Genomic DNA, 26,763 nt, shown 5'->3' with positions numbered 1-26,763 from the left:
TGCCAGAAGCCCAACCATTCAGTCAACACTTGTGCACTGAATGGCGGTTCGACGCCCGCGAAGGCCATTTGTTAGAGTGCCTCGCCAATCCCTGGAAACCTGACTGCATGCAGCCGCGCGCCGAACAAAAACTGCAAACCCGCCACGCCCTGATGGACGCTGCACGCAGCTTGATGGACAGCGGGCGCGGCTTCGGCAGCCTGAGCCTGCGTGAAGTGACGCGCTGTGCCGGCATCGTGCCGACCGGCTTCTACCGGCATTTCCAGGACATGGACGAACTCGGCCTGGCGCTGGTCGCCGAGGTCGGCGAGACCTTCCGCGACACCATCCGCGTGGTGCGGCACAACGAGTTCGAGCTGGGCGGCATCATCGACGCCTCGGTGCATATCTTTCTCGAAGCGGTGACGGCCAACCGTTCACAGTTCCTGTTTCTCGCCCGCGAGCAATACGGCGGCTCGCAACCGGTGCGTCAGGCCCTCGGCACCCTGCGCGAACGCATCACCGCCGACCTGGTCGACGACCTGGCGCTGATGCCCAAACTGCAACACCTCGATCAGCAAGCCCAGAGCGTGCTCGCCGACCTGGTGGTAAAAACCGTGTTCGCCACTCTGCCGGAGCTGATCGACCCACCCTTACAAGCCTTGCCCGCGCACCTGACGCCGGAGGCGAAGATGATCGAGCAGCTGCGTTTTATCTTTATCGGCGCTAAACATTGGCAAGGGCTGGGGCTAGGAGCCTGAAGCCATGCCGCGCACCAAAAAAGCGCGCATAAGCCGCCAGCGCACCAAATAAACCTGACCAACGCCCCAACTATTGCCAGCCGCTGCCACCAAGCCGCACCAGCACGGCGCTGCGCAAGCTTGGCAAGCACCTTGCTCTACAACCGGCACTGACCTGCCGGAAACTGCCCCATGCTGGTGATCCACCACCGTATCGCGGCCCAGGAACACTGGGACGCCGAACTCGAACTGAGCTTCGAGGCCCGCAGCAAAAGCCGCCTGCGCTGTTTCAGCCGCAGCGGCGAAGACGTCGGCCTGTTCCTCGAACGCGGCCAACCCGCCCTGCACGACGGCGAATGCCTGCAAGCCGAAGACGGTCGCATCGTCCGCGTGCTCGCCCGCGCCGAGCCGCTGCTGCACGTGACCTGCGCCAACCCCTTCGAGCTGATGCGCGCCGCTTATCACCTGGGCAACCGCCATGTCGCCCTGCAACTCGGCGATGGCTGGCTGCGTCTGCCGGATGACTACGTGCTCAAGGCCATGCTCGAACAGCTGGGGGCCACGGTTGAACTGATCAACGCGCCCTACCAACCCGAGCAGGGTGCCTATGGCGGTGGCCATCACCACTCACATGCCGGCGATGCCGAATTCAGCTACGCGCCGCGCCTGCATCAATTCGGTGCGCGCAAGTGAGCGAAATGGCTCTGAACGCCAGCGAGCGCAGGCGAGGCAAGGCGCAAGGCGGCGAGGACGCGGAGTTTACAAATGTTAAATGAGCAGTCCGAGCCGCCTTGCAACGCAGCATCGGCAAGCGCAGCCAGTTCAGTGCCATTTCGTAGCGCCTGGCAGCTGCTGCGGCTCGCCAGCCCGCAGCTGCCGAATAGCCCGCCGGTTACAGCGCACTCGGCAACAGGGCCTATCAGTCCCGGCTTGGTACATTCCGATGAATAAGGCCTGGGCGCTACTGAGACTGGCGAGCCCGCAATTACCTATTGGTGGCTACAGCTATTCCCAGGGCCTGGAAATGGCCCTGGAACAGGGTCTGGTCGATAGCGCCGAGAGCGCCCAGCGCTGGATTGCCGACCAACTGCTGCTCAACCTCGCGCGCTTCGAAGCACCGCTGCTGCTCGCCCACTGCCAGGCCGCGGCGAGCGAGGACTGGGCGCAGCTGCGCCATCTGGCCGAGCAACAACGCGCCAGCCGTGAAACCCGCGAACTGCGCCTGGAAAGCCGGCAGATGGGTTATTCGCTGCAACAACTGCTGAGCGGCCTGCCGGAGTTGGATCAGCCGGCGCAGCAGCTGTTTAGCGAGCTGGACGAACCCGGCCTGGCCGTCGGCTGGGCCCTCGCCGCCCGCGCCTGGCAGATCGAACCGCAGGATGCCCTGGCCGCCTGGCTCTGGGGCTGGCTGGAAAACCAGCTGGCCGTGCTGATGAAGACCCTACCGCTCGGCCAGCAAGCCGCCCAGCGCCTGACCTCGCAGCTGCTGCCGCTGCTCGATCAGGCGCAGCGCCAGGCTAGCGAGTTAGAACCGCAACACTGGGGCAGCGCCGCCTTCGGCCTGGCCCTGGCGAGCATGGCGCACGAGCGCCAGTACAGCCGGCTATTCAGGTCGTAACAGATAAACCTGTAGGAACTAGGCGTCGCCCCCGCTCCTACATAAACCGACTCAGTCGCCCGCAGGCAATGTGCCTCGGTCGACACTCAAGTGAAGATGGGAGTGAGACAACGCTATGAACAGCCAACCCCTGCGCATTGGCATCGGTGGCCCGGTCGGCTCCGGCAAGACCGCCCTGACCCTGGCCCTGTGCCTGGCCCTGCGCGAGCGCTACAACCTGGCGGTGGTAACCAACGATATCTACACCCAGGAAGACGCGCAGTTTCTGGTGCGCAACGAGGCCCTGGCGCCGGAACGGATCATCGGCGTGGAAACCGGCGGCTGCCCGCACACGGCGATTCGCGAGGACGCCTCGATCAACCTGGAAGCGGTCGACCAGCTCAACCGGCGCTTTCCCGGGCTGGACCTGATCATCGTCGAATCCGGCGGCGACAACCTCTCGGCCACCTTCAGCCCCGAGCTGTCGGACCTGACCATCTACGTGATCGACGTATCGGCCGGCGACAAGCTGCCGCGCAAGGGCGGTCCGGGCATCTGCAAGTCCGACCTACTGGTGATCAACAAAGTCGACCTGGCCCCGCTGGTCGGCGCATCGCTGGAGGTGATGGAGCGCGACACCCTGAAGATGCGCGGCGACAAGCCGTTTGTCTTCAGCAACCAGAAGATCGGCCAGGGCTTGGAGCAGATCATCGCCTTTATCGAACGACACGGCATGCTCACGGCGGCCTGATTACGCCTCACATTCAGTCAAGGAGACACCCCATGAACCTGCGTAAAACCCTGTTCGCCCTCGCCCTGTTTCTCAGCCCAGCGGTGGCCTTCGCCCACGCCGGCCACGACCACGCAGGAGTGCTGGCTGGCCTGGCGCACCCGGTGTTCGGCCTCGATCACCTGCTGGCGATGCTCGCCGTTGGCCTGTGGGCCGCGCAGCAATCCGGCGCGGCGCGCTGGGCGCTGCCACTGACGTTTGTCGCCAGCATGCTGCTCGGCGGCCTGCTCGGCTTTGCCGGCGTACAGATCCCGCTGATGGAAACCGGGATCGCCGCCTCGGTGCTGGCCTTCGGCGTGTTGGTGGCCGTCGCGGTGCGCCTGCCGATGATCGTGTCGCTCGGCCTGACCGCGCTGTTCGCTCTAACTCACGGCGTCGCCCACGGCCTGGAGCTGCCCAGCCTGGCCAGCCCATGGGGTTACGCCGCCGGCTTCGTGGTCGCCACCGCCACGCTGCACGCCTGCGGTTACGCCCTGGTGCGTTGGCTGCCGCAGGCTGCCACACCACTGGTGCGCCTGGCCGGCGGCGCCGCCGCAGTGACCGGCGCCTGGCTGCTCGCCAGCTGATCGACCACGCACGCGTAGGGTGGACATGGCGACGCCTTGTCCACCGCTCGCCTGCAGGCTTTTCCCAGCTGTCGTCAATCGTCCATTGCCTGTCGCGATTCACCTCTCGCCCGACGCAGCGTCCTTTGTCATAGTCGGGGGCATTTACTGCGCCTCGTCCTTGAACCGTTGGAAAATCCCATGCTGCGCGTCGCCCGCTTTCTCCTCGTTCCCTCGCTGTTGATCGCCGTCGCGCTACTCGCGGTGGGTCTGACCAGCCGTCCGGCGCAACAGCCGGCGGTTCTCGCCGCCCTGGGCGAGCAACCCCTGGTCATTGCCCACCGCGGTGGCAAGGGCCTGTGGCCGGAGAACAGCCTGTTCGCCTTCGAGCGCGCCAGCGCCTTGGGCGTGGACATGCTGGAAATGGACCTGCAACTGTCCCGCGATGGCGAGCTGGTGGTGATTCACGACCGCACCCTGGAGCGCACCACCAACGGCCAGGGGCCAGTCGCAGCCTTGAACCTGGAACAACTGCAAGCGCTGGATGCCGGTTACCACTGGACCGCCGACGGCGGCCAGAGCTATCCGTACCGTGGCCAGGGCGTGCGCATTCCCACCTTCGGCGAAGTGCTCGACGGGTTTCCGGACAACGCCAAGGTGATCGAGATCAAGGTGCCGGATGTCGGCATGGAAGCGCTGCTGTGCGATGCGTTGGAAGCCAACGACCAGCGCGACCGGGTCATCGTCGGCAGCTTCTATGAGCGCAGCCTGCAACGCTTCCGCGAACAATGCCCCGGCGTTGCCACCTCTGCCGGCCCAGGCTCGGTACGCGTGCTGGTGGCACTCAATTGGCTGAGCCTCGGCAGCCTGCTCTCGCCGGCCTACCAGGCGCTGCAAATCCCCGAACGCCACAATGGCTTGCCGGTCGCCAGCGAGCGCTTGATGCGCACCGCCCAGGCGCGCGGCCTGAACGTGCAGCTGTGGACCATCAACGAACAACCGGCGATGCGCCGCCTGCTCGACCAAGGCGCCCACGGCCTGATCACCGACTACCCGGATCGCGCCCTGCAACTGCTCGGGCGCTCGACACACATCAGCGCCCTGCGCGAATAAGCCAACGCCACCGTGCAGGATTGAGCAAAAAACCAACAAGCGTGGCCAGGCCTAGGCCGGCGTGGCCTGGACGCAAGCGTACGCAGCTTATCCACAGCTCACTCCACAGGCATACTGGATAAGTCGCCCACAGGCTGTTCACCATCTTGAACAAACCGTTGAAATAACAGGATTATTCCTTGACTCAGAGACTCTCGACATGCGTCCGGAAGGCACTGAGAGGAATTGAACAAAAGCTGATCAACGGCCGCAAAAGCACTGCTGACAGGGGCTTCAGCAGGGTGCAGCAGAGTTACCCACAGCTCTACCCACAGTAGTAGTGGACAACTTTCGCGAGTTTTTCCCGACCCTGAAAAAATTGATTAAGCCACTGTTTTTTCAACAATTTACAGCTGATCAAAAAACACTCAAAAGGTCTTGGAAGCCGCCCGACTAGGGCTGCATGCCACTACACCCATGTTATCCACAGCTCGCTCCACAGCCTTTGTGGGCAACTTATTCACCCCGCGCCAAGCAGCCTGGCCAGCAGCCACTAGACTGCCTGTCACAGCGTTTATAACGAGTCGTGGTTATGGGTACCTGTCGCGCCCTGATACTCGCGTATCTGCTACTGGCTCCACTGGCATTTGCCAACCCGCCGGAGGCCCAGCAGACGGTCACCTGGGCACTGCAAAACTGGCCAGGGTTTATCAACAGTCAGAACGACCGCCCGGTTAGCGGGCGACTGCTCGACGATCTGCGCGTATTCACCGAACAGTTACCCGAATACCAGCACCGTTATACGCTGATGCCGATCAGCGCCGGCTTCGAGCAACTGCGCCGCGGCGGCACCCTCTGCGTGGTCGGCGCCTTTCGCCGCCAGGAGCGCGATCTGCTGGGCCACTATGTCGGCTTGTTCTTCACCCTCCCGCAGCAGTTGATCATCCGCAGCAACGATTACCAGCACATCGCGCTCGCCCAGCCCGAGGTTTCCCTGCAACAGCTGCTGCGCCGCAACGACCTGCGCGGCGCGCTGGTGCACGGGCGCAGCTATGGGCCATTGCTCGACCCGCTACTCAGCGCCCCGCAACACCGCGCCAACCTGACGCGGGTGCGCAGCACCAGCAGCGGCGCCAACCTGTTCGACATGCTGCAACACGGGCGCATCGACTACCTGCTGGAATACGCCGAGGTCTTCCACTACCTGAAACAGCAGGGCCAATTACAGCAAGCGCTCAGCCTGCTGCCGCTGAAAGAAACCGAAACCGCGCTGCTCTCCGGGATTTACTGCCAGCGCGACGCCGCCGGCGCGCAGCTGATCCGCCGCCTCGATCAACTGGCACGCCTGCCACAAACGCGCACGCAGCTGATCGCCAACCTGCACCGCTACCTGCCGGCCAGCACCCTGCTGCCCCGCCTGGACTGGGTGGAGCGCTACTTCGAGCAGCGCCAACAGCAAAGCCTGACCAACCTGCCGACTGCGCCTTGAAGCTATGACCATGATCGAGACAATCAACCAGCCTGCGCGAGCACACCGGCGTATGGTCTGCCTTGTTGCCACAGGAGAAGCGCCATGCACCTCAACGATTTGTTACGCAGCCTGCTCGCCGCCTACGCCGGTGGCGCCAGCGGCAGCAGCGTCGACTGACCCATGGGGCAGCGCCGGGCGCTGTTGCGCGCGGCAATGTTCAACAGCCGGCTTACTGGCTAACCTGCAGGTCTAATCAGGTCTCCAGGAGTCGAGCATGAGCCTACGCTCAATCTGCGTGTTCTGCGGCGCCAGCCCCGGCGCCCACCCCATCTACCGCCATGCGGCGGAAAACCTCGGCCGATACCTCGCCGAGCAAGGCCTGCGTCTGGTCTATGGCGGTGGGGCAGTGGGTCTGATGGGCGTGGTGGCCGACGCCGCGATGGCGGCCGGCGGTGAAGTCATCGGCATCATTCCGCAAAGTCTGGAGCGTGCCGAAATCGGCCATTTCGGCCTGACTCGCCTGGAAGTGGTCGACGGCATGCACGCGCGCAAAGCGCGCATGGCCGAACTCAGCGACGCCTTTATCGCCCTGCCCGGCGGCCTCGGCACCCTGGAAGAACTGTTCGAGGTCTGGACCTGGGGCCAGCTCGGTTACCACAGCAAGCCGCTCGGTCTGCTCGACGTCAACGGTTTCTATGGCAAGCTCGGCGAGTTCCTCGATCACCTGGTCGAAGAACGCTTCGTGCGCTCCCAGCACCGTGCCATGTTGCAACTCAGCGAGTCGCCGACGGAGTTGCTCCAGGCGCTGCGCAATTGGCAACCGAGCGCCGCGCCGAAATGGGTCGATCGCAAGCCCGACTGAGCGCGGCATGCGCCGATGCCCCAGCGCCCGGCCTACGCTGGCCGGGAACGACCGGCTCACGTATAAGTCTCAGCTGATGACCACGGCGATCACCCACCCCTCCTCCCCGCTGCAGAAAAGGAACCCCTTGCATGGCCGGCGCTAGCCTTTTGACCCTGCTCGATGACATCGCCGCCGTCCTCGACGATGTGGCGGTAATGACCAAAGTCGCGGCGAAGAAAACCGCCGGGGTGCTCGGCGACGACCTGGCCCTGAATGCGCAGCAGGTCAGCGGCGTGCGTGCCGAGCGCGAATTGCCGGTGGTCTGGGCAGTGGCCAAGGGCTCGATGAAGAACAAGCTGATCCTGGTACCGGCCGCCTTGCTGATCAGCGCATTCGCGCCCTGGGCGGTCACGCCGCTGCTGATGTTCGGCGGCGCCTTCCTCTGTTACGAAGGGTTCGAGAAGCTGGCGCACAAGTTCCTCCACGATAAAGCCGAGGATCAGGCACACCACGCCGAACGGCTCGACGCGGTGGCCGACCCGACGGTGGACATGCTGGCCTTCGAGAAAGACAAAATCAGTGGCGCGATTCGCACCGACTTCATTCTGTCCGCCGAAATTATCGCCATCACCCTGGGCACCGTGGCCCTGGCCAGCTTCGGCAAACAGGTGGCGGTGCTGTGCGGTATCGCGGCGCTGATGACGGTTGGGGTCTACGGCCTGGTCGCCGGCATCGTCAAACTGGACGACGGCGGGCTGTACCTCAGCCAACGCAGTGGCGCAGGCCTGGCGAGCCGCCTGCAACGCGGCTTCGGCCGCGGCATCCTGCTGACCGCGCCGTACCTGATGAAAAGCCTGTCGATTCTCGGTACCGCGGCGATGTTTATGGTCGGTGGCGGCATCCTCACCCACGGCATCCCCGCGGCGCAGGCCCTGATCGACCAGTGGACGCAGAACATCGCGGCCAGCAGCGGCCTGCTGGCGGCACTGACGCCAACCCTGCTGAATGCCGTGGCGGGCATCGTCGCCGGGGCCATCGCCTTGCTGCTGGTCAGCCTGGCGACACGCACCTGGAAAGCCCTGAAACCACCGCCCGCCTCCGCCTGAGAACGACATTAGCCTCGGAGTACCGACGCAGGCTCGCGGCCTGCTGCGGGCTCACCTTCTGCGCCGCCAACCTGCCCTCGCCCAGAGCCGCCTTGATCGCCCGAACAGCCGGCCGTTGAACAGTGCAGGCAAGGGCCGCCGGCTGGCCCGCCGGGCGTGCGCAGAGCGGCTCTAATCACGCCAGGTTTAACAACGTTTCGTACGCTGACTGGGCAGGAGAGCCTTGGCCGCGGCTTGAGCATGTTGCCTGAACAGCTTACGGTCACGACGGCTCATGCAACGCGCCATTGCGACAAGGCCAGTCGTATCGGCAACGTCGGTAGTTTTCCAGTGGCCTGTTGGTGTCGAAATATACCTGTCAGTGATGCTACCGGCGCACCGCCAACACTGGCGGGCTGCGCCCCCGATGTAGCGGCAGCCTTGGTCTGCGCACCGAAAACGCTAGCAATCGCCATCGAGGCTGGCGATCCAGCGCGTAAGCAATTCCACCCCTTCCCTGTGCGCCATGGAGCGACCCAGCTCCGGCATCATGATGCTCGGGTCGACACTTTCCAGGCGGAACACCAGCACCGACTGCGCCGGCCGTCCAGGGTGAATATCCACCAGGCGGTCGCCCGAACCCTTGCCCGCCGCCACCGGCTGTTTGCACAGGCCGAACGGGATGCCCATGGCAGTCGCGGTATCCAGCAGCAGCCCGGAGGTACGCGCCGGCCCCTGGGCGTTGTGGCAGTGGGCACAGTTGACGTCCAGGTAACTGCGCGCCTGTTGTTGCAGGCTTTCGCCGGCTCGCGCCTGCGGCCACAGGGCGTTTTGCGGCACACCGGCCATGTCCGGCAGGCCGCGCAACCAACCGCGCTGCTGCCAATCCTGCAATTGGTTGCGGACGCCATCGGCGTAGGCGAACGCTTTGTTCAGGTGCCGCGCCTTCGGACCTAGCGGAACCACGCCCTGACCGTCGCGCTCCTCGTGGCAACCGGCGCACTGGTTGGCATCCGGCACCTGATAGGTCAGCGCCTGGGCCTGGCCGGTGGCATCCCGCACATTCAACTCGACCCGCGCGCCGGCCCATTCCAGGTGCGCCTCCTGCTGCGCGGCGTCCCACACATAGGGCAGCGCGACCCAGCCGTCCTGCTGGCGCAGCAGAATGCGCGTCTCGATCAGTTGCACCCGCGCCAGCGCCAGCCCGCGCTGCGGGTCGCGCAACGCGGTCTGCTCAAATAACAACTGACCCTGGGCATCCTTGGGGTAATAGAAGGTCTTGCTCAGCACCGTGCCGAGCGGGTAGTCGAACTGCGCCTCGCCATACTGCGCGACGCTGCCAGGCGGCAACCAGAGGGTGCGCAGCTTGTGTGCGTAGTCGCTGAACAGCGGGGTATTGAGGTCGTAGGGCAAGACGGCGGCGGCCGGCTGCAGATAACCGGCGTGGCGTTGCAACATGCCCCACTCGCTGAGCGTCTGCGGGTAGGCCTCGCCCTCGGGCATATACAACGGCGCCACCGGTTGTTCACAGGCGCTCAGCAGCAGCGCCGCGAGTAGCAAGCCAAACACCTTCATCTGGCCTGCACCGGCAACTCGACGGCGGGCAGCGCCGGCAAACTGCAACGGTGATCGCGCATGTCGGTGCTGATGTTCTGGTAGTGGTTCGGCCCGTCGACATTGATCAGCCGCGCCGCGCCGTTATCCACGCAGATCGCCCGCGCCGCCGGCAGCTTGCCGTCGACCAGCACCGCCGGGTTGACGTAGCCGTCCCAGAGAATGTCGGGCAAACGGCCATTGAGGCCGAACTGGCTGATCTTCAGGGCTTGCAGCTCCAGATGATCCGGGCTGTCGCCAGCCGGGCCGAAACGGTTGCCGTGAATATGAATGCCTTCCGGATAGGGGTCGAAATGCTCGACGGTGGAAAGGTCGCTGTAACCGGTGCTGAAGTAGCTGCTGATAATGATGTTGGCGGTCTTGTGCTCACCGATATCGTTGTCGAACACCTCGACATCGTCGTTGGAGTTGATCACCACCCCCGAGCCCGCCGGCACGCTGGCCACCGGCGTGCCTTTGTGGCCGAAGTTCTTGTGGTTGTTACCTTCGATCTTGTTGCGGAACACCCGCGTGACCCGCCCGGCCTGCGGCAGGTTGGGCATGTTGAACACCAGAATGCCGCCGGTGTTACCGGTGGCGAGATTGTCATACACGTCGGCGCCGATGGTGTTTTCGATCTCGATGCCGGCGACGTTGCGCTCGGCGCGGCTGTTGCGCACCACCACATTGCGCGACTGGCCGACATAAATGCCGGCATCCGAGGCGCCGATGGCCACCACGCCGTCGATCAGGGTGTTCTCGGTCAGCACCGGATAAATGCCGTAGGCGCCGTTCTCGGTGGCCGGGCCGTTGGTCCACTCGGTGCGCACGCGGCGGATGACGATGTGCTTGCCGCCGACCACCTTCAACGCATCGCCCTTGCTGTCTTCAATGGCGAGGTCTTCGATGAGGAAGTCCGACGCGCTCACCAGTAGCCCTTCGGCACCGACCTGCTGCCCCTTGAAGCTGAGAATGGTCTGGTGCATGCCAGCGCCCCTGAGGGTCACGCCGTCGACCTTCAGGCTGAGGCCGCGATCCAGTTGGTAGGTGCCGGCCGGAATCTCGATAAGCGTACCGGGCTTGGCCTTGATCAGGCGCGTTTGCAGGTCTTTCTGGAAATCCAGGTCGGTGACTGGCGCCTGTTCCTCGCTGCAGGCGGCAAGCCATACGGACAGGGCAATCACGGACAATGGGGCGAGGCGCATGGCAGTCTCCGAGGGCTTTCTTATTTTATTGGCACTATAGTACCAATAAATCGAAACACCAAGCCTCCGCCAGCCACGCAACAGCCGATGCGTGCGCACACCGGCCAATATAGCGGCACCGCCAGCCTACGCAGGCCGTCGCGCTTCCGTTACCATCGCCGCACTGATGAGAAGAGACGCGGCATGTATATCTATCGATTGGTTCTGATCCTGGTGGTGGGGATCTACCTGTTCTCCCCGGCCATCATGGACTGGTGGATCGACCCCAACGGCGCGTGGTACCGACCCTACCTGCTGTGGCTGATCCTCATCGTGGTGACCTTTATCCTGCAGAGTCAGCGCGATGCCGATGAACTCTGACCTGCTGCGGCACATCCCGGTGACCGCCCTTTACCTTTTACTCGCAGAGCCAACGCAATGCCGATGAACCTTGAGCCACTGCGGCGCAACCCGGTGACCGCTCTTTACCTTTTACTCGCAGAGCCAACGTGATGCCGATGCGCTCTGATCTGCCCCGGAAAAACCCGGTGACCGTCCTTTATCTTTATTCGCAGAGCCAACGTGATGCTGACGAGCTTTAGCCTTAGCCAGCTGATCCTGATCAGCGCCGCCTACCTGCTGGTGCTGTTCGGCGTGGCCTGGGTCAGCGAACGCGGGCTGATTCCGCGCTGGGTGATTCGCCACCCGCTGACCTACACCCTGTCGCTCGGCGTGTATGCCAGCGCCTGGGCCTTCTATGGCACGGTAGGCTTGGCCTATCAGTATGGTTATGGCTTTCTCGCCAGCTACCTGGGCGTGTCCGGCGCCTTCCTGCTGGCGCCGGTGCTGCTCTACCCGATCCTGCGCATCACCCGCACCTATCAGTTGTCGTCGCTGGCCGACCTGTTCGCCTTCCGCTTTCGCAGCACCTGGGCCGGCGCGTTGAGCACCGTTTTCATGCTGATCGGCGTGCTGCCGCTGCTGGCCTTGCAGATCCAGGCGGTCGCCGACTCCATCGGCATCCTCACCCGCGAGCCGGTGCAGGAGCGCGTGGCCCTGGCCTTCTGCGGACTGATCATCCTCTTCACCATCCTCTTCGGCGCGCGGCACATCGCCACCCGCGAGAAGCACGAAGGCCTGGTGTTCGCCATCGCCTTCGAGTCGGTGGTCAAGCTGGTCGCCCTCGGCATCATTGGCCTGTACGCGCTGTACGGGGTATTCGACGGCCCGCAGGACCTGGAGCATTGGCTGGTGCAGAACCAGGCCGCGCTGACCAGCCTGCACACACCGCTACAGGAAGGCCCATGGCGCACCCTGTTGCTGGTGTTCTTCGCCTCGGCCATCGTCATGCCGCACATGTACCACATGACTTTCACCGAGAACCTCAACCCACGGGCCATGGTCAGCGCCAGCTGGGGCCTGCCGCTGTTCCTGCTGCTGATGAGCCTGGCGGTGCCGCTGATTCTCTGGGCCGGCTTGAAGCTCGGCGCCACCACCAACCCGGAATACTTCACCCTCGGCCTGGGCATCGCGGTGAACAGCCAGACCCTGGCGCTGATCGCCTACGTCGGCGGTCTCTCGGCGTCCAGCGGGCTGATCATCGTCACCACCCTGGCGCTGTCGGGCATGGTCCTCAACCATGTGGTGCTGCCGCTGTACCAGCCGCCCGCCGAGGGCAACATCTACCGCTGGCTGAAATGGACCCGGCGCGCGCTGATCGTCGCCATCATCATGGCCGGCTACGGCTTCTATCTATTGCTCGGCGCCGAGCAGGACCTGGCCAACCTGGGCATCGTCGCCTTCGTCGCCACCTTGCAGTTCCTGCCCGGCGTGCTCTCGGTGCTGTACTGGCCGACCGCCAACCGCCGCGGCTTCATTGCCGGCCTGCTGGCGGGTATCGGCGTATGGGTGGCGAGCATGCTGCTGCCGATGCTCGGCAACTTGCAGGGCCTGTACCTGCCGCTGTTCGATGTCATCTACGTGCTCGACGACAGCAGTTGGCACCTGGCGGCGATTGGCTCGCTGGCGGCCAACGTGCTGGTGTTCACCCTGGTGTCGCTGTTCAGCGAAGCCAGCCCCGAGGAAAAGAGCGCCGCCGAAGCCTGCGCCGTGGATAACGTGCGCCGTCCGCAACGCCGCGAGTTACTGGCGTTGTCGCCGCAGGAGTTCGCCACCCAACTGGCCAAACCGCTGGGCGCCAAGACCGCGCAACGCGAGGTCGAGCAGGCGTTGCGCGACCTGCACCTGCCCTTCGATGAAAGCCGCCCCTACGCCCTGCGCCGTTTGCGCGACCGCATTGAGGCCAACCTGTCGGGGTTGATGGGCCCAAGCGTGGCCCAGGACATCGTCGAGACCTTCCTGCCCTACAAGTCCGGCAGCGAAACCTACGTCACCGAAGACATCCACTTCATCGAGAGCCGCCTGGAGGATTACCACTCGCGCCTCACTGGCCTCGCCGCCGAACTCGATGCCCTGCGCCGCTACCACCGGCAGACCCTGCAAGAGCTGCCGATGGGCGTCTGCTCGCTGGCCAAGGATCAGGAAATCCTGATGTGGAACAAGGCCATGGAAGAACTCACCGAAATTCCCGCGCAACGCGTGGTCGGCTCGCGCCTGAACACCCTGGGCGAACCCTGGCGCAGCCTGTTGCAGCACTTTATCGAACTGCCGGACGAACACCTGCACAAGCAACGCCTGGCCCTCGACGGCCAGACCCGCTGGCTCAACCTGCACAAGGCGGCGATCGACGAACCGCTAGCGCCGGGCAACAGCGGCCTGGTGCTGCTGGTCGAAGACCTCACCGAAACCCAGTACCTGGAAGACAAGCTGGTGCATTCCGAGCGCCTGGCCAGCATCGGCCGCCTGGCGGCCGGTGTGGCCCACGAGATCGGCAACCCGATCACCGGCATCGCCTGCCTGGCGCAAAACCTGCGCGAGGAGCGCGAAGGCGACAGCGAACTGACCGAGATCAGTGGGCAAATTCTCGAACAAACCAAACGCGTGTCGCGCATCGTCCAGTCACTGATGAGCTTCGCCCACTCCGGTACGCACCAGCAGGCCGACGAGCCGGTGTGCCTGGCCCAAGTCGCGCAGGACGCCATCGGCCTGCTGGCGCTCAACCGGCGCAGTATCGAGGTGCAATTCTTCAACTTGTGCGATTCCGACCATTGGGCCTGCGGCGACCCGCAGCGTCTGGCCCAGGTGCTCATCAACCTGCTCTCCAACGCCCGCGACGCCTCGCCGCCGGGCGCGGCGATCCGGGTCAAGAGCGAGGCCTCCGAGCACACCGTCGACCTGATCGTCGAAGACGAAGGCAGCGGCATTCCCAAGGCGATCATGGATCGCCTGTTCGAACCGTTCTTCACCACCAAGGACCCGGGCAAAGGGACGGGGCTCGGCCTTGCGCTGGTCTATTCCATCGTGGAAGAGCATTATGGACAGATAACAATCGACAGCCCGGCCGACCCCGAGCAACAGCGTGGCACCCGTATCAGGGTGACCCTACCGCGGCATGTCGAGGCGACGTCCATAGCGACTTGAACCAGCGACCTGAGACTGTCGAGAGACCGAATTAATGCCTCATATTCTGATCGTCGAAGACGAAACCATTATCCGCTCTGCCCTGCGCCGCCTGTTGGAGCGCAATCAGTACCAGGTCAGCGAAGCCGGCTCGGTGCAGGAAGCGCAAGAACGCTTCAGCATCCCCAGCTTCGACCTGATCGTCAGCGACCTGCGCCTCCCCGGCGCACCGGGTACCGAGCTGATCAAACTCAGCCAGGGCGCCCCGGTGCTGATCATGACCAGCTACGCCAGCCTGCGCTCGGCCGTCGACTCGATGAAGATGGGCGCGGTCGATTACATCGCCAAACCCTTCGACCACGACGAAATGCTCCAGGCCGTGGCGCGCATCCTGCGTGATCGTCAAGCCGCCAAGAATGCACCGAGCACGCCCGCCAGCAGCAGTCGCGGCAATGGCGAGAAAGTCATCGACAACAGCAACGGCGAGATCGGCATCATCGGCTCCTGCGCGGCCATGCAGGAGCTGTACAGCAAGATCCGCAAGGTCGCGCCCACCGACTCCAACGTGTTGGTGCAAGGCGAATCCGGCACTGGCAAAGAGCTGGTCGCCCGCGCCCTGCACAACCTGTCCAGGCGCGCCAAGGCGCCGCTGATTTCGGTGAACTGTGCCGCAATCCCGGAAAGCCTGATCGAATCCGAACTGTTCGGCCATGAGAAAGGCGCGTTCACCGGCGCCAGCGCCGGCCGTGCCGGCCTGGTCGAAGCCGCCGATGGCGGCACCCTGTTCCTCGACGAAATCGGCGAGCTGCCGCTGGAGGCCCAGGCCCGTTTACTGCGCGTGCTACAGGAAGGCGAGATTCGCCGCGTCGGCTCGGTGCAATCGCAAAAGGTCGATGTACGCCTGATCGCCGCGACCCACCGCGACCTCAAGACCCTGTCGAAAATTGGCCAGTTCCGTGAAGACCTGTATTACCGCCTGCACGTTATCGCCCTGAAACTACCGCCGCTGCGCGAGCGCGGCAGCGACGTGATCGAAATCGCCCGCGCATTCCTCTTGCGCCAATGCACGCGCATGGGCCGTGGCGACCTGCAGTTCGCCGCAGACGCGGAACAGGCGATCCGCCATTACCCCTGGCCGGGCAACGTGCGTGAACTGGAAAACGCCATCGAGCGCGCGGTCATTCTCTGTGAAAGCACAGCCATCTCGGCCGAGCTGCTGGGCATCGATATCGAATTGGACGACCTCGAGGATGACGACTTCCTCGGCCTGCCAACGCAAACCAGCAGTAACAGCCACGAGCCGACGGAAGACCTGTCGCTGGAAGACTATTTCCAGCACTTCGTACTCGAGCACCAGGACCACATGACCGAAACCGAACTGGCGCGCAAACTGGGCATCAGCCGCAAGTGTCTGTGGGAACGTCGTCAGCGCCTGGGCATTCCACGGCGCAAGACCGGCGCGGCCACCGGCTGACGCCGCAGGTAGCGGTGACACGTGCGCGGCAGAGAGGTTCCGCACACTGTTACCGCTTCAACACTTCGTAACAAAAGCCGGGTCTTATGGTAACGAGAACCCGGCTTTTTTAGACCCTGCCTCCACCCACACTAATAGCTAAGCCCTTGTTTTATAAGGATTCACAAAAACTGGCACGGCTTCTGCTTTATCTCTGGCACAACAACAATAACAAGCATCGCACTAGACAATAAAAATAAGACGTATCGACTCCAGCACAATAAAAACAACACCGCGGAGGCGCAGCTAACTGATTCTTTTGGAGAGGAATTGCCTTTGGGGCTTGCCCCACAACCAGGCTGAGAACAACAAAACTGCCACGAGGCAGCTCCTGTACTGGTTGGGTCACGGAATGATCATGGCAGCGTCAGCATCCAAAGCAATCCGTTTGCTATTAACTCCCAGCTTGGGAGGTTTTCCTAAAGTCTTTGACTTGATGGAACGGGCAAACCAACAAAAACAACAAGCCCGCCATAATAATAAAAACAAAGCACGCACCTACTTGGGGGGGAGCTTAGGCTCCCCCAGTAGCTTTCGCCTAGAGCATTTCGACTCTCTCCCTCCGCGTCCTACACCATCCCCCGACTCAATGCTAGAATCCGCGCCACTCCTGCGGTCAGCATTTATTCTGGCCGGCCATTTCGTCAAACAGTGCATCCCATGCTGAAAAAGCTGTTCAAGTCTTTACGTTCCCCCCTGCGCCGCGCGCAACAGGCGCACAGCACTCCGCATGTGCTGAGCAATAGCCAGCACCCGATCAAGCGCGGAGAGATCAGCCGCTACGCCATCAGTGTCGTCGAACGCCTGCAACAAGCCGGCTACCAGGCCTATCTGGTCGGCGGCTGCGTGCGTGACCTGCTGCTCGACATCGACCCCAAGGATTTCGACGTCGCCACCAGCGCCACCCCTGAACAGGTACGCGCCGAATTCCGCAATGCCCGAGTGATCGGCCGACGGTTCAAACTGGTGCATGTGCACTTCGGCCGCGAAATCATCGAAGTGGCGACCTTCCGCGCCAATCATCCGCAGGGCGATGAAGAAGAAGACAGCAACCTGGCCTCGCGCAACGAAAGCGGCCGTATTTTGCGTGACAACGTCTACGGCAGCCTGGAAGACGACGCCCAGCGCCGCGACTTCACCATCAATGCCTTGTATTACGACCCGAGCAACGAGCGCATCCTCGATTACGCCAACGGCGTGCACGACATTCGCAACCACCTGATCCGCCTGATTGGCGATCCGACCCAGCGCTACCAGGAAGACCCGGTGCGCATGCTGCGGGCCGTGCGCTTTGCCGCCAAGCTGGATTTCGACATCGAGAAGCACAGCGCCGCACCGATCTACAAACTGGCGCCGATGCTCCGTGAAATCCCTTCGGCGCGCCTGTTCGACGAGGTACTCAAGCTGTTCCTCGCCGGTTACGCGGTCTACACCTACGAATTACTGGTCGATTACGGCCTGTTCGGCCAACTGTTCCCGGCCAGTGCCGCAGCCCTGAAAAAAGACCCCGACTACACCGACCAACTGTTCCGCACCGCGCTGGGCAACACCGACCTGCGAATCCAGCAGGGTAAAACCGTCACGCCGGCGTTCCTCTTCGCCGCCCTGCTCTGGCCGGCGCTGCCGGCACGCGTGCAGAAGCTGCAGGACCGCGGCATGCCGCCGATTCCAGCCATGCAGGAAGCCGCGCACGAGTTGATCAGCGAGCAGTGCCAACTGATTGCCGTGCCCAAGCGCTTCACCCTGCCGATCCGCGAAATCTGGGACATGCAGGAGCGCCTGCCACGGCGTAGCGGCAAACGTGCCGACATGCTCCTGGAGAACCCGCGCTTCCGCGCCGGCTACGACTTCCTCCTGCTGCGCGAAAGCGCCGGCGAGCCAACCGGTGGCCTGGGCGATTGGTGGACCGACTACCAGGACTGTAGCGACAGCGAGCGCCGCACCATGATTCGCGACCTCAGCAGCCAAGAGAGCAGCACCGACGGGCCGCGCAAACGCAAGCGCAGCAGCCGGCGCAAACGCGGACCGAGCGCCGATGGCGCCGCGAAACCCAGCGGCGAATAAATGGAACGCGCCTACATCGGGCTCGGCAGCAACCTAGCCGAGCCGCTGCAACAACTGCGCGGCGCCCTTGCCGCCCTGGCGAGCCTGCCGCAATCACGGCTGTTTGCCAGCTCGTCCTTTTATGCCAGCGACCCCCTCGGTCCCGCGGATCAACCGCGTTACGTCAACGCCGTCGCCGCGCTGGACACCGATCTCGCGCCTCTGGCGTTGCTCGATGCACTGCAAGCCATCGAACTGCAGCAGGGGCGCGAACGCAAAGCCGAACGCTGGGGACCGCGCACCCTTGACCTGGATATCCTGCTGTTTGGCCAACGCTGCCTGAACGAACCGCGCCTGACCGTGCCGCATTACCACATGCACGCACGGCCTTTCGTGCTCTACCCGCTGGCTGAACTGGCGCCCGGCCTGCACCTGCCTGACGGCCGCACACTCGACGAACTGCTTGCCGCCTGCCCATTCCAGGGCCTCGAACGCCTTTAAGCGCTTCTGGCTATGGCGGTAACGCCAGTAACAGGCCGGTAACACCTGCAATTGACTTCGCGCGTTGCCATCAGGACTATAGGCGTCCCGTTGCCCCGCACCGGTGCAAACCGAGGCCAATGCAGGCCAAATTGACGCAGCCGAACGGCTCGCTGAACGCCTGAGTGAGGACGATTACCATGCCTGACATAACCCTGACCACCCTGCAAAGCCTCAAGCAGAGCGGCGAGAAGATCGCCATGCTGACCTGCTATGACGCGACGTTCGCCCAGGCCGCCTGCCAGGCAGGCGTCGACGTGCTCTTGGTGGGCGACTCCCTCGGCATGGTCTTGCAAGGCCATGACAGCACCCTGCCGGTCAGCGTCGCCGACATGGCCTACCACACCGCCTGCGTCAAACGCGGCAACCAGGGCGCCCTGATCATCGCCGACCTGCCGTTCATGGCGTATGCCACCAACGAACAGACCCTGCTCAACAGCGCCGCCCTGATGCAGGCGGGCGCACACATGGTCAAGCTGGAGGGCGCGGCCTGGCTGGCCGAGCCGATTCGCCTGCTGGCCGAACGGGGCGTGCCGGTGTGTGCGCACCTCGGTTTGACCCCGCAAGCGGTGAACATCCTCGGCGGTTACAAAGTCCAGGGGCGCCAGGAAGCCCAGGCGCGGCAGATGCGTGCCGACGCCATGGCCCTGGAACAAGCCGGGGCGGCCATGCTCCTGCTCGAGTGCGTGCCCAGCGAATTGGCTGCGGAAATCAGCCAGGCCGTAAAAATCCCGGTAATCGGGATTGGTGCCGGCAGCGCCACCGACGGCCAGGTGCTGGTGTTGCACGACATGCTAGGCCTGTCCCTGACGGGCCGCACGCCCAAGTTCGTGAAGAATTTCATGGCCGGCCAGAGCAGCATCCAGCATGCCTTGAGCGCCTATGTAAAAGCGGTCAAAGACCAGAGTTTCCCAGCAGCCGAACACGGGTTTTCTGCATGAATACGGTTAAAAGCGTCCGCGAATTACGCGCCGCCATTGCCCAGGCCCGCGCCGACGGCAAACAGATCGGTTTTGTCCCGACCATGGGCAACCTGCACGCCGGGCATGCCGCCCTGGTGGAAAAAGCCGCCCAGCGCGCCGACTTCGTGGTCGCCAGCATCTTCGTCAACCCACTGCAGTTCGGCCCGCACGAAGACCTCGACAAATACCCACGCAGCCTCGCCGCCGACCAGAAAAAACTGATAGAAGCCGGTTGTCAGCTGCTGTTCAACCCGGAAGTCGCCGAGATGTACCCGCATGGCATGCAGGGACAAACCATCGTCAGCGTGCCCGACGTCTCACAAGGCTTGTGCGGCGGTAGCCGGCCTGGCCACTTCGATGGCGTCGCCACCGTGGTGACCAAACTGTTCAATATGGTGCAACCGGATTTGGCGGTCTTCGGCCAGAAAGACTTCCAGCAGTTGGCGGTGATCCGCGCGCTGGTGCGTGATTTGAACATCCCGGTGCAGATTATCGGCGAGCCGACCGTGCGCGCCGAGGATGGCCTGGCGCTGTCCTCGCGCAATGGTTACCTGAGTGCCGAGCAACGCGCCGCCGCCCCGGCGCTGTACCGCAGCCTGGAGCAGATCGCGCAGGCGCTGCGTGGCGGAGAACGCGACGTCGCCGGGTTGCTCGACACGGCGCGACAACAGCAAATCGCCGCCGGCTTTCGCCCGGATTACCTGGAGCTGCGCGAAGCCAACAGCCTGCGTCCGGCCAGCGCACAAGACCGCCAACTGGTGATTCTGGCGGCGGCCTTTATCGGTAACACCCGGCTGATCGATAACCTGGCGCTCGAGCTCGACGCCATCCACTGAGTTGGCGGTTGTGTGATCTTGCTCAAGGTTTTGCCTTCGGGCACACTCTGCCGCCACTTGTGGACCCGCTAAGGAAAACGCCATGCACGCCATCATGCTCAAGGCCAAACTGCACCGCGCCGAAGTCACTCACGCCGTGCTCGATTACGAAGGCTCCTGCGCCATCGACGGAGAATGGCTGGACCTGGCCGGTATCCACGAGTACGAACAGATTCAGATCTACAACGTCGACAACGGCGAGCGTTTCACCACCTACGCGATTCGCGGCGAAGCCGGTTCGCGGATGATTTCGGTAAACGGTGCGGCCGCGCATAAAGCCAAGGTCGGTGACCGGGTGATCATCTGCGCCTACGCCCAATACAGCGAGGCCGAGCTGGCGCAGTTCAAGCCACGCATGCTGTACATGGCGCCTGGCAATGAGCTGAGCCACACCAGCAACGCGATTCCATTGCAGGTTGCCTGACCCCGCACGTGGCCAGTTACACTGAAGCCCGGATTACCCGGGCTTTTTATTGCCTACGTTTTATTTCTCAAAGACTGCACAAGCAGAAGGAAGCCACCTCCCATGGCGTACTACCAGCACCCGCTCGATGTTACCGCCCTGCCCACCTGGCAGGCCCTGCAAACACATCGAGCCAGCTTGCAGAACTTCAGCATGCGCGAGGCGTTCAACTCCAACGCGGAGCGTTTTAACCAGCTCTCGCTAAGCAGCTGCGGCCTGTTCCTCGATTACTCGAAAAACCTGATCACCGACGAAACCCGCACCCTACTGGTCAGTCTGGCCAAGGAAACCGGCCTGGAGCAGTCGATCCGCGCGCTGTTCGATGGCGAGCCGATCAACGCTTCGGAATCGCGCCCGGCCCTGCACACGGCCCTGCGCCGCCCCTTGGGCGACCGCTTGCAGGTCAACGGAGTCAACGTGATGCCCGACGTGCACCGCGTACTCAACCAGATGACCGAGCTGGTCGGGCGTATCCATGACGGGTTGTGGCGCGGCTACACCGAAAAGCCGATCACCGATGTGGTGAATATCGGCATCGGCGGCTCCTTCCTCGGCCCGCAACTGGTGTCCGAAGCCTTGTTGCCGTTCGCCCAGAAAGGCGTGCGCTGCCACTACCTGGCGAATATCGACGGCAGCGAGTTTCACGAGCTGTCGGCCAAGCTGCGCGCGGAGACCACGCTGTTTATCGTCTCGTCGAAATCCTTCAACACCCTGGAAACCCTGAAGAACGCCCAGGCGGCACGCGGCTGGTACCTGGCCCAGGGCGGCTCCGAGGCCGAGCTATACCGGCACTTCATCGCCGTGTCGAGTAACACGCAAGCGGCAGTGGCGTTCGGCATTCGCGAGGAGAATATTTTCCCGATGTGGGATTGGGTCGGCGGGCGTTACTCGCTGTGGTCGGCCATTGGTCTGCCGATTGCCCTGGCCATCGGCATGTCCAACTTCAAGGAGTTGCTGTCCGGCGCCTACAGCATGGACCAGCATTTCCAGACCGCGCCCTTCGAACGCAACATGCCGGTGCTACTGGCCTTGCTCGGCATCTGGTACGGCAACTTCTGGGGCGCGCAGAGCCAGGCGATCCTGCCGTACGACCACTACCTGCGCAACATCACCAAGCACTTGCAGCAGCTGGACATGGAGTCCAACGGCAAGAGCGTGCGCCAGGACGGCAGTGCCGTGAACTGCGCGACCGGCCCGGTGATCTGGGGCGGTGTCGGCTGCAACGGCCAGCATGCCTATCACCAGTTGCTGCACCAGGGCACCCAACTGATCCCGGCGGACTTCATCGTCCCGGTGGTCAGCTACAATCCGGTCGCCGATCACCACCAGTGGCTGTACGCCAACTGCCTGTCGCAGAGCCAGGCACTGATGCTCGGCAAAACCCTCGACGAGGCCGAAGCCGAACTGCGCAGCCAGGGCCTGGCGGAAGAGGACGTGCACCATCTGGCCGCGCACAAGGTCATCCCCGGCAATCGCCCGAGCAACACCTTGGTACTCGAACGCATCAGCCCGCGTCGCCTGGGTGCATTGGTCGCGCTGTACGAACACAAGGTGTTCGCGCAAAGCGCCATCTGGGGCATCAATGCCTTCGACCAGTGGGGCGTGGAACTGGGCAAGGAGCTCGGTAAAGGGGTGTATCAGCGCCTGACCGGGAGCAACGAGCAGCCGGCGGAAGACCCTTCGACTCAAGGTCTGATCGATTACTTCCGCGGCCGTCATCGCGGCTGACAGCCCCCTCCAGCGACCCGGCTTATGCCGGGTCGCTGCTTGCTGCGCGGCGGTTTTCTCGCCGCGGCCCCGACACCTGGGATCAACCGGCGGTTAAACGGCCTCTCGCAGGGCGTGGACTGACGCGATGCTGGCGCCTTCGCGGCACCCTGCCAGCACTTGAACCAAGCATCTGCTTGGGTGCTACCCTTAGCGACATCGCGGCTACATAACAACCAAGGACCCGCCATGTTTGAGATCACTCGCCACCCTGTTGCCGATGCCGTGCGTCAACGCGCGCACCTGAACAACGCCGATTACCAGCGCCTGTACCAGCAATCCATCGAACAGCCGGAAACTTTCTGGGCCGAACAGGCCAAGGCCTTCCTTGACTGGTCCACGCCATGGCACAGCGTATACCAGGGCGACTTGCGCAAAGGCCAGGCGAGCTGGTTCAAGGGCGGCCAGTTGAACGTCAGCTACAACTGCATCGACCGGCATCTGGAAAAACGTGGCGAGCAGATCGCCCTGATCTGGGAAGGCGACAACCCCGCCGAATCCGCCAACATCACCTACCGCAAGCTGCACCACCATGTCTGCCGCCTGGCCAATGTGCTGAAAAGCCGTGGCGTGAAGAAAGGCGACCGGGTGTGCATCTACATGCCAATGATCCCCGAAGCCACCTACGCCATGCTCGCCTGTACGCGCATCGGTGCGGTGCATTCGGTGGTGTTCGGCGGCTTCTCCCCCGACGCCCTGCGCGACCGCATTCTGGATGCCGATTGCCGCACCGTGATCACCGCCGACGAAGGTGTGCGCGGCGGCAAGTACGTGCCGCTCAAGGCCAATGTCGACAAAGCCCTGCAGAGCTGCCCTGCGGTGTCCACCGTGGTGGTGGTCGAGCGCACCCAGGGCGAGATCGACTGGGTCGAAGGCCGCGACCTCTGGTACCACGAGGCCCTGCACGTTGCGGCCAGCGACTGCCCCGCCGAGCCGATGGACGCCGAAGACCCGCTGTTTATCCTCTACACCTCAGGCAGCACCGGCAAACCCAAAGGCGTGCTGCACAGCACCGGCGGCTACCTGCTGATGGCCGCCATGACCCACAAGTACGTGTTCGACTACCACGAAGGCGATGTCTACTGGTGCACCGCCGATGTCGGCTGGGTCACCGGGCACAGCTACATCGTCTACGGCCCGCTGGCCAACGGTGCCACCAGCCTGGTGTTCGAGGGCGTGCCCAACTACCCGACGGCCTCGCGCTTCTGGCAGGTGATCGACAAGCATCAGGTGAATATCTTCTACACCGCGCCCACCGCCTTGCGCGCGCTGATGCGCGAAGGCGAAGGCCCAGTGAAAAGCACTTCACGCAGCAGCCTGCGCCTGCTCGGCAGCGTCGGCGAACCGATCAACCCGGAAGCCTGGGAGTGGTATTTCAACGTGGTCGGCGAGCGCCGCTGCCCGATCGTCGACACCTGGTGGCAGACCGAAACCGGCGCCATCCTGATCACCCCGCTGCCCGGCGCCACCGACCTCAAGCCCGGCTCGGCAACGCGCCCGTTCTTTGGCGTGCAACCGGTGCTGCTGGATGAGCAGGGCAAGGAAATCGACGGCGCCGGCTCAGGCGTACTGGCGATCAAGGCCAGTTGGCCGAGCCAGATCCGCAGCGTCTACGGCGACCACCAGCGGATGATCGACACCTACTTCGCCGCCTACCCGGGTTACTACTTCAGCGGCGACGGTGCGCGCCGCGACGAGGACGGTTACTACTGGATCACCGGCCGGGTGGATGACGTGATCAACGTCTCCGGCCACCGCATCGGCACCGCCGAAGTGGAGAGCGCGCTGGTATTGCACGACGCGGTCGCCGAGGCCGCCGTGGTCGGCTACCCGCACGACCTCAAGGGCCAGGGCATCTACGCCTTCGTCACGCCGATGAACGGCGTGGAAGTCAACGATGCGCTGAAGAAGGAACTGCTCACCCTGGTCAGCAAGGAAATCGGCGGCTTCGCCAGGCCCGAGCTGATCCAATGGGCACCGGGGCTGCCGAAGACCCGCTCAGGCAAGATCATGCGGCGCATCCTGCGCAAGATCGCCTGCAACGAACTGGACAACCTCGGTGACACCTCGACCCTGGCCGATCCCTCTGTGGTTGACGGGCTGATCGAGCAGCGCCTCAACCAATAACCGCAATCTCGGATGTAGGGTGGATGACGCTCTGCTCATCCACCATTGGCCCCGCGCGGTGGATCGTCACCCGGTGGATCGTCACCCGGTGGATCGGTGAAGCGCGATCCACCCTACACCAGCAAGCGAACAACCTGTCCCATGGAATTCCTTCGTCGTCGTATCGAAAGCCAAGTCCTCAGCCTGAGTGGTATCGCACTGGGCCAGATCGACTTCGAAAAACCCCAGGGCGACCCCGGCCTGTTCGGCCCGGACTCGATAAGCTGGCAGGTACACGGCGACTTCACCAGCATGCTCATCGGCGGCATCAGCGCCCTGCTCCTACAAGCCTTGCACCCGCTGGCCCTGGCCGGCGTGTGGGACCACTCGAACTTTCGCGAGGACCTGCTCGGCCGCCTGCGCCGCACTGGGCAGTTTATCTCCGGCACCACCTACGGTTCGCGCGCCGATGCCGACTGGCTGATCGACAAGGTGAAAACCATTCACCTCAAGGTCACGGGCACCGCCCCAGACGGCCGCACCTATGCCGCCAGCGACCCGGCATTGCTGACCTGGGTACACGTGGCCGAGGTGCACAGCTTTCTCCAATCCCACCTGCGCTACCGCAACCCGCAACTGTCCGCCGCCGATCAGGACCGTTACTACACGGAAGTCGCGCTGATCGCCGAGCGCCTCGGGGCGCTTGACGTGCCGCGCTCGCGCGGCGAAATCGCCGCCTACCTGACGGCTGTGCGCCCCGAGCTGCGCTGCGACGAGCGCTCCCTGGAAATTCTGCGCATCCTGCTCGGCGCACCTGCCCCCAGCGCCCTCGCCGCGCCGGCGGCCAAGCTGCTGATGCAGGCCGGTATCGACCTGCTGCCAGCCTGGGCGCAGGAGATGCTCGGCCAGCAGATCAGCCCAGCGCGTAGCCGTGTGATCCAGAGCGGCGTGCATAGCCTGGCCCCGGTGCTGCGCTGGGCGGTACGCGGTGGCGCAATTCACCGCGCCCGCCGGCGCTTGCAACTTCCGCCTAGGGGCTGACCGGTCAGTTCGCGCGCTGGCCGTGAGCAAAGCCGCTGTGCCACCATAGCGGCCTCTCGCGGCCCGCCGCGCCAGTTACTTGTGAGGATCGCGTTATGCAAGACGTCGTCATCGTCGCCGCCACCCGCACCGCTATCGGCAGCTTTCAGGGCGCGCTGGCTGGTATTGCCGCGCCCGAGTTGGGCGCTGCGGTGATCCGCCGCCTGCTGGAGCAAACCGGCCTGAACGGCGCCGAAGTCGATGAAGTGATTCTCGGCCAAGTGCTCACCGCAGGCTCCGGGCAGAACCCGGCGCGCCAGGCGGCGATCCTCGCCGGTCTGCCGCATGCGGTGCCGGCGCTGACCCTCAACAAGGTCTGCGGCTCGGGCCTGAAAGCCCTGCACCTGGGCGCCCAGGCGATCCGCTGCGGCGATGCCGAGGTGATCATCGCCGGCGGCATGGAAAACATGAGCCTGGCGCCCTACGTCATGCCCGGCGCGCGCACCGGCCTGCGCATGGGCCACGCCCAACTGGTCGACACGATGATCACCGACGGCCTGTGGGACGCCTTCAACGACTACCACATGGGCATCACCGCCGAGAATCTGGTCGACAAGTACGATATCAGCCGCGAAGCGCAGGACGCCTTCGCCGCCGCCTCGCAGCAAAAAGCCGTGGCTGCTATCGAGGCCGGGCGCTTTGTCAATGAAATCACCCCGATCATGATTCCCCAGCGCAAAGGCGACCCGGTGGCCTTCGCCACCGACGAACAACCGCGCGCCGGCACCACCGCAGAATCCCTGGGCAAGCTCAAGCCGGCGTTCAAGAAGGACGGCAGCGTCACCGCCGGCAACGCCTCCAGCCTCAACGACGGCGCTTCCGCCGTGCTGCTGATGAGCGCCGCCAAGGCCAAGGCCCTCGGCCTGCCGGTGCTGGCGAAGATCGCCAGCTACGCCAATGCCGGCGTCGACCCGGCGATCATGGGCATCGGCCCGGTCTCGGCGACCAAGCGCTGCCTGGAGAAGGCCGGCTGGA

23 protein-coding genes are annotated in these 26,763 nt (G+C 63.9%); 21 read left to right on the top strand and 2 right to left on the bottom strand.

The features are described from left to right. Positions 1–107: 107 nt before the first annotated feature. The 9 genes from B3M58_RS21060 (at position 108) to B3M58_RS21020 (ending at position 8,164) form a co-directional block, all read left to right on the top strand. Positions 108–740 carry a TetR family transcriptional regulator gene (locus B3M58_RS21060; RefSeq protein WP_296222203.1) on the top strand — a complete coding sequence of 211 codons (633 nt, stop codon included), beginning with the start codon at positions 108–110 and terminating at the stop codon, positions 738–740. Between the two features lie 171 nt (positions 741–911). Next, positions 912–1,412, top strand: a complete 501-nt coding sequence (ureE, locus tag B3M58_RS21055) for an urease accessory protein UreE (RefSeq protein WP_296222201.1) — start codon at positions 912–914, stop codon at positions 1,410–1,412. A 250-nt stretch (positions 1,413–1,662) separates the two neighbouring features. Continuing rightward, positions 1,663–2,337, top strand: coding sequence for an urease accessory protein UreF (locus tag B3M58_RS21050; protein WP_296222199.1), 675 nt, complete (start codon positions 1,663–1,665; stop codon positions 2,335–2,337). A gap of 115 nt (positions 2,338–2,452) precedes the next feature. After that, on the top strand, positions 2,453–3,067 hold the full coding sequence (gene ureG, locus B3M58_RS21045; protein WP_296222197.1) for an urease accessory protein UreG: 615 nt from the start codon (positions 2,453–2,455) through the stop codon (positions 3,065–3,067). Positions 3,068–3,099: 32 nt separating this feature from the next. Beyond that, positions 3,100–3,672, top strand: a complete 573-nt coding sequence (locus tag B3M58_RS21040; protein ID WP_296222196.1) for a HupE/UreJ family protein — start codon at positions 3,100–3,102, stop codon at positions 3,670–3,672. Between the two features lie 180 nt (positions 3,673–3,852). Next, complete coding sequence (locus B3M58_RS21035; RefSeq protein ID WP_296222194.1) at positions 3,853–4,764, top strand: glycerophosphodiester phosphodiesterase; 912 nt, start codon at positions 3,853–3,855, stop codon at positions 4,762–4,764. Positions 4,765–5,335: 571 nt separating this feature from the next. Next, entirely contained in the window at positions 5,336–6,232 is an 897-nt protein-coding gene (locus B3M58_RS21030) for a hypothetical protein (RefSeq protein ID WP_296222193.1), read from the top strand. A gap of 256 nt (positions 6,233–6,488) precedes the next feature. Next, a complete protein-coding gene (locus B3M58_RS21025) occupies positions 6,489–7,076 on the top strand; it encodes a TIGR00730 family Rossman fold protein (RefSeq protein WP_296222191.1) in 588 nt (195 codons plus the stop codon). 131 nt (positions 7,077–7,207) lie between these two features. Then, positions 7,208–8,164 (top strand): DUF808 domain-containing protein, encoded by a 957-nt coding sequence (locus B3M58_RS21020; protein WP_296222189.1) that lies wholly within the window; start codon positions 7,208–7,210, stop codon positions 8,162–8,164. Positions 8,165–8,605: 441 nt separating this feature from the next. Here B3M58_RS21020 and B3M58_RS21015 read toward each other — a convergent pair whose 3' ends face one another. After that, positions 8,606–9,718 (bottom strand): SO2930 family diheme c-type cytochrome, encoded by a 1,113-nt coding sequence (locus tag B3M58_RS21015; protein ID WP_296222187.1) that lies wholly within the window; start codon positions 9,716–9,718, stop codon positions 8,606–8,608. Beyond that, the gene (locus tag B3M58_RS21010; protein ID WP_296222186.1) at positions 9,715–10,941 is read right to left on the bottom strand and encodes a parallel beta-helix domain-containing protein; all 1,227 of its coding nucleotides are present in this window, start codon (positions 10,939–10,941) and stop codon (positions 9,715–9,717) included. The genes B3M58_RS21015 and B3M58_RS21010 overlap by 4 nt, the downstream gene beginning before the upstream one ends. Before the next feature lie 183 nt (positions 10,942–11,124). On the opposite strand from B3M58_RS21010, the gene B3M58_RS21005 reads away from it, so the two are divergent. The 12 genes from B3M58_RS21005 to B3M58_RS20950 form a co-directional block, all read left to right on the top strand. Continuing rightward, on the top strand, positions 11,125–11,301 hold the full coding sequence (locus tag B3M58_RS21005) for a hypothetical protein (protein ID WP_003244646.1): 177 nt from the start codon (positions 11,125–11,127) through the stop codon (positions 11,299–11,301). Positions 11,302–11,505: 204 nt separating this feature from the next. After that, on the top strand, positions 11,506–14,460 hold the full coding sequence (locus B3M58_RS21000) for a sensor histidine kinase (protein ID WP_296222185.1): 2,955 nt from the start codon (positions 11,506–11,508) through the stop codon (positions 14,458–14,460). A gap of 34 nt (positions 14,461–14,494) precedes the next feature. After that, entirely contained in the window at positions 14,495–15,913 is a 1,419-nt protein-coding gene (locus tag B3M58_RS20995) for a sigma-54-dependent transcriptional regulator (RefSeq protein ID WP_296222184.1), read from the top strand. A 699-nt stretch (positions 15,914–16,612) separates the two neighbouring features. Next, the gene (locus B3M58_RS20990; RefSeq protein WP_296222182.1) at positions 16,613–18,016 is read left to right on the top strand and encodes a polynucleotide adenylyltransferase PcnB; all 1,404 of its coding nucleotides are present in this window, start codon (positions 16,613–16,615) and stop codon (positions 18,014–18,016) included. Continuing rightward, the gene (gene folK, locus B3M58_RS20985) at positions 18,017–18,496 is read left to right on the top strand and encodes a 2-amino-4-hydroxy-6-hydroxymethyldihydropteridine diphosphokinase (protein ID WP_296222181.1); all 480 of its coding nucleotides are present in this window, start codon (positions 18,017–18,019) and stop codon (positions 18,494–18,496) included. Positions 18,497–18,675: 179 nt separating this feature from the next. Continuing rightward, positions 18,676–19,476, top strand: a complete 801-nt coding sequence (gene panB, locus B3M58_RS20980) for a 3-methyl-2-oxobutanoate hydroxymethyltransferase (RefSeq protein ID WP_296222179.1) — start codon at positions 18,676–18,678, stop codon at positions 19,474–19,476. Next, positions 19,473–20,333 carry a pantoate--beta-alanine ligase gene (panC, locus tag B3M58_RS20975; RefSeq protein ID WP_296222178.1) on the top strand — a complete coding sequence of 287 codons (861 nt, stop codon included), beginning with the start codon at positions 19,473–19,475 and terminating at the stop codon, positions 20,331–20,333. Before panB ends, panC begins: the two co-directional genes overlap by 4 nt. Before the next feature lie 82 nt (positions 20,334–20,415). Further along, on the top strand, positions 20,416–20,796 hold the full coding sequence (gene panD / locus B3M58_RS20970; protein WP_296222176.1) for an aspartate 1-decarboxylase: 381 nt from the start codon (positions 20,416–20,418) through the stop codon (positions 20,794–20,796). Positions 20,797–20,898: 102 nt separating this feature from the next. Then, positions 20,899–22,563, top strand: coding sequence for a glucose-6-phosphate isomerase (pgi, locus tag B3M58_RS20965; RefSeq protein ID WP_296222175.1), 1,665 nt, complete (start codon positions 20,899–20,901; stop codon positions 22,561–22,563). Between the two features lie 228 nt (positions 22,564–22,791). Further along, positions 22,792–24,729 carry an acetate--CoA ligase gene (gene acs / locus B3M58_RS20960; protein ID WP_296222172.1) on the top strand — a complete coding sequence of 646 codons (1,938 nt, stop codon included), beginning with the start codon at positions 22,792–22,794 and terminating at the stop codon, positions 24,727–24,729. Between the two features lie 141 nt (positions 24,730–24,870). Further along, complete coding sequence (locus B3M58_RS20955) at positions 24,871–25,749, top strand: oxygenase MpaB family protein (RefSeq protein WP_296222171.1); 879 nt, start codon at positions 24,871–24,873, stop codon at positions 25,747–25,749. Between the two features lie 95 nt (positions 25,750–25,844). Further along, on the top strand, positions 25,845–26,763 hold a 919-nt coding region (locus B3M58_RS20950; protein ID WP_296222169.1), incomplete at its 3' end, for an acetyl-CoA C-acyltransferase.

This window comes from Pseudomonas sp. UBA2684 (assembly GCA_002354655.1).
GTDB lineage: Bacteria > Pseudomonadota > Gammaproteobacteria > Pseudomonadales > Pseudomonadaceae > Aquipseudomonas.
This window is presented reverse-complemented; position numbering and strand designations above follow the sequence as displayed.